This is a genomic window from Gulosibacter sp. GYB002 (assembly GCF_036577665.1).
Taxonomy (GTDB): Bacteria; Actinomycetota; Actinomycetes; order Actinomycetales; family Microbacteriaceae; genus Gulosibacter; species Gulosibacter hominis.
Genome location: NZ_JARBDD010000007.1, coordinates 1 through 2,259, shown reverse-complemented (window position 1 = coordinate 2,259; position 2,259 = coordinate 1). Strand labels below are relative to the sequence as shown.

Genomic DNA, 2,259 nt, shown 5'->3' with positions numbered 1-2,259 from the left:
TTTTGGCATTGGGCCCTCGGCGCTGACGGAGGCCATGGGCATGCTCAACCACCATTTCGCAGCAGCCGCCTGATCGGCGCAGAGCGACAGCCTACCTCTGACTGCCGCCAATCTTTGCAACAGAGCCTTGCAAACTCACCCCCGTAGTGCTGTCGGCGAAGGTCATGGCGGATTTCGAAGAACCAGATTTCTTTGGTTGGCACCGTCGAGTCAACTCCGATGTAGCTATCGGAGAGCGGCCAATCTGTCACCTCAGCGCGCCCGACTTCCACACTATCGGCAAGAAACTGGATGTACTCTTTGCCACCCAGGGTGTCGTCGCCGACTCGTCCAGCCATGCGGTGCCACCAGCGGTCATCGAATCCCTCGACCACCTGGAACGGCGTCACGTAGTTCTCAACTTGCTGAAGAATTTTCAATTGTAAGCAATCCACCACTCCAAGACTACGCGAGCGCCCACCAGGTTCTGGCAGGCGCTTAGATGTGGATACTGGGTTACTGCTTGATGGCGACTACTTGGGTGCTGCCGTCGCGAAATTGAAAGGTGACGTTGCCGTCGACGTCGACGGTGCCTTTATCGAGCAAAGCTACGCAGAGGTATGGGCTGAAGACCAAGCGTTCAAGATCAAGGTTGGCGGTCTCCTGCATGTAATAGTGGTAGGCGGCCAGTCGGTTGTTTTTGTTCTGGATCTCGGCGACCACGGCAGCGTGATCAGCTAACAGCGCCTGGTGCTGTTCGTGGCTAGCGTTGAACGCCTTCTCGTAGGTTTGCTGGTCTTGAGCGACTCGTGCGTTGTGGGCGATCATCGATTGGAGCTTTTTGGCCACCTCGTTGATCTGAGCGAGAAGCCCGGCGGCCTCAACCTCCAGGTCACTCGTGTCGAGCGCGTCGAGTACGGCGTGGTTGACGGTGTCATCGGCAGGTGAGCCGAAGCGGAGGCGGATAGCCTCGAGGAACATGTCCTTGAGTCGTTGATCGCTGATGTGCCCGGTGGCGCATTTTTCCTGGCCTGCGTATTTGTGGCCGCACCGCCAGATGACCTTTTCGTACTTACTGCCCGCGTGCCAGGTTTTCGAGCCGAAGAAGTGCCCGCACTGGCTGCACTCCAAGGTCGATGAGAAGGGCCGGGTGCGATGCTGGGTTCGCTGATCTCTAGCCCCTTTAGCTATTTGACGTAGTACTGGGGTACTTCGCCTTGGTTGATGACTTGACGTTTCGTCAGGTAGTCAGCGATGTACGACTTCTGCAGGAGGGCGTCACCCTTGTATTTCTCGTTGGTGAGAATCGCTCGTATGGATTGGTAATACCAGGTCTTGTTGCCTGCGGCGGTGAAGGTCTCTGGTTCGTCGGTGAGGGTGCGGGCGATCGTGCCGATGGACATGCCACCTAAGTACATGTTGTAGATCCGGCGCACGAGTTTGGCTTGTTCGGTGTTGATGACGAGGTTGCCGTCTTCGCCTTTGTCGTATCCGAGGAAGCGGGAGTATGGGACGGTGACTTTGCCGTCGGCGAAGCGTTTGCGGTGTCCCCAGGTGACGTTTTCGGAGATGGAGCGGGCTTCTTCTTGCGCCAGCGAGCTCATGATGGTGATGAGGAGCTCGCCTTTGGCGTCGAAGGTCCAGATGCCTTCTTTTTCGAAGAAGACCTCCACGCCTTTGTCTTTGAGGGCTCGAACGGTGGTGAGCGAGTCGACGGTGTTGCGGGCGAACCGGGACACACTCTTGGTGATGATCAGGTCGATCTTGCCGTCGAGCGCGTCGGTGACCATCTGCTGGAATCCAGCGCGGTGTTTGGTTGAGGTGCCGGTGATGCCTTCATCGGTATAGACCTTCACGAACTGCCAGCCCGCGTGGTCGCTGATGTAGCGGGTGTAGTAGTCGACTTGGGCTTCGTAGGACGTCACCTGATCGTCGTGGTCGGTGGACACGCGGGCATACCCGGCGACCCTGCGCAGAGTCGTTTGTCCAAGTGGAGCACCAGTGTGGAGCGCTCGGGTGGCGGGGATTGCTGTGACGGTGCGGGCCATTTAGCGTTCGCCTCGCTCGGCGCGCAGGCGCTCAGCCTCTGCCTTGGCCACGGCCCGGTACTTCACCAATGCTTCTGGTGGTGTTGGTGCTTGCCGTGGGTTGTCCAACCCGAGCCTTTTGGCTTCTGCCCAGCGGGCACGCAAGAGTTCACCCCAGGCGGCTTTTCTTGCTGGGGTCCACGAGCTCTTCTTCAGGTTTGGTCGCCACGTGTGCGAGCTGCTGGTGCCATCG

At 58.6% G+C, this 2,259-nt stretch carries 4 protein-coding genes and 1 pseudogene; 1 reads left to right on the top strand and 4 read right to left on the bottom strand.

Features of this window, described 5'->3' with window-relative positions; translation table 11 throughout:
* Positions 1 to 146 precede the first annotated feature (146 nt).
* The gene (locus PV375_RS04440) at positions 147 to 425 is read left to right on the top strand and encodes a hypothetical protein (RefSeq protein ID WP_332106307.1); all 279 of its coding nucleotides are present in this window, start codon (positions 147 to 149) and stop codon (positions 423 to 425) included.
* 70 nt (positions 426 to 495) lie between these two features.
* Here PV375_RS04440 and PV375_RS04435 read toward each other — a convergent pair whose 3' ends face one another.
* The 4 genes and pseudogenes from PV375_RS04435 to PV375_RS04420 form a co-directional block, all read right to left on the bottom strand.
* Positions 496 to 960, bottom strand: coding sequence for a hypothetical protein (locus PV375_RS04435; protein WP_332106308.1), 465 nt, complete (start codon positions 958 to 960; stop codon positions 496 to 498).
* A 39-nt stretch (positions 961 to 999) separates the two neighbouring features.
* Positions 1,000 to 1,110: pseudogene (locus PV375_RS04430) on the bottom strand (hypothetical protein); the annotation flags it as partial.
* A gap of 56 nt (positions 1,111 to 1,166) precedes the next feature.
* Entirely contained in the window at positions 1,167 to 2,027 is an 861-nt protein-coding gene (locus tag PV375_RS04425; protein ID WP_332106306.1) for a recombinase family protein, read from the bottom strand.
* The coding region (locus PV375_RS04420; RefSeq protein ID WP_332106305.1) for a hypothetical protein at positions 2,028 to 2,259 on the bottom strand (232 nt) is incomplete at its 5' end.

Coding starts and splice junctions, on each gene's coding strand:
- PV375_RS04435 (WP_332106308.1), bottom strand. CDS start 960: ATGTTCCTCGAGGCTATCCGCCTCCGCTTCGGCTCACCTGCCGATGAC.
- PV375_RS04425 (WP_332106306.1), bottom strand. CDS start 2,027: ATGGCCCGCACCGTCACAGCAATCCCCGCCACCCGAGCGCTCCACACT.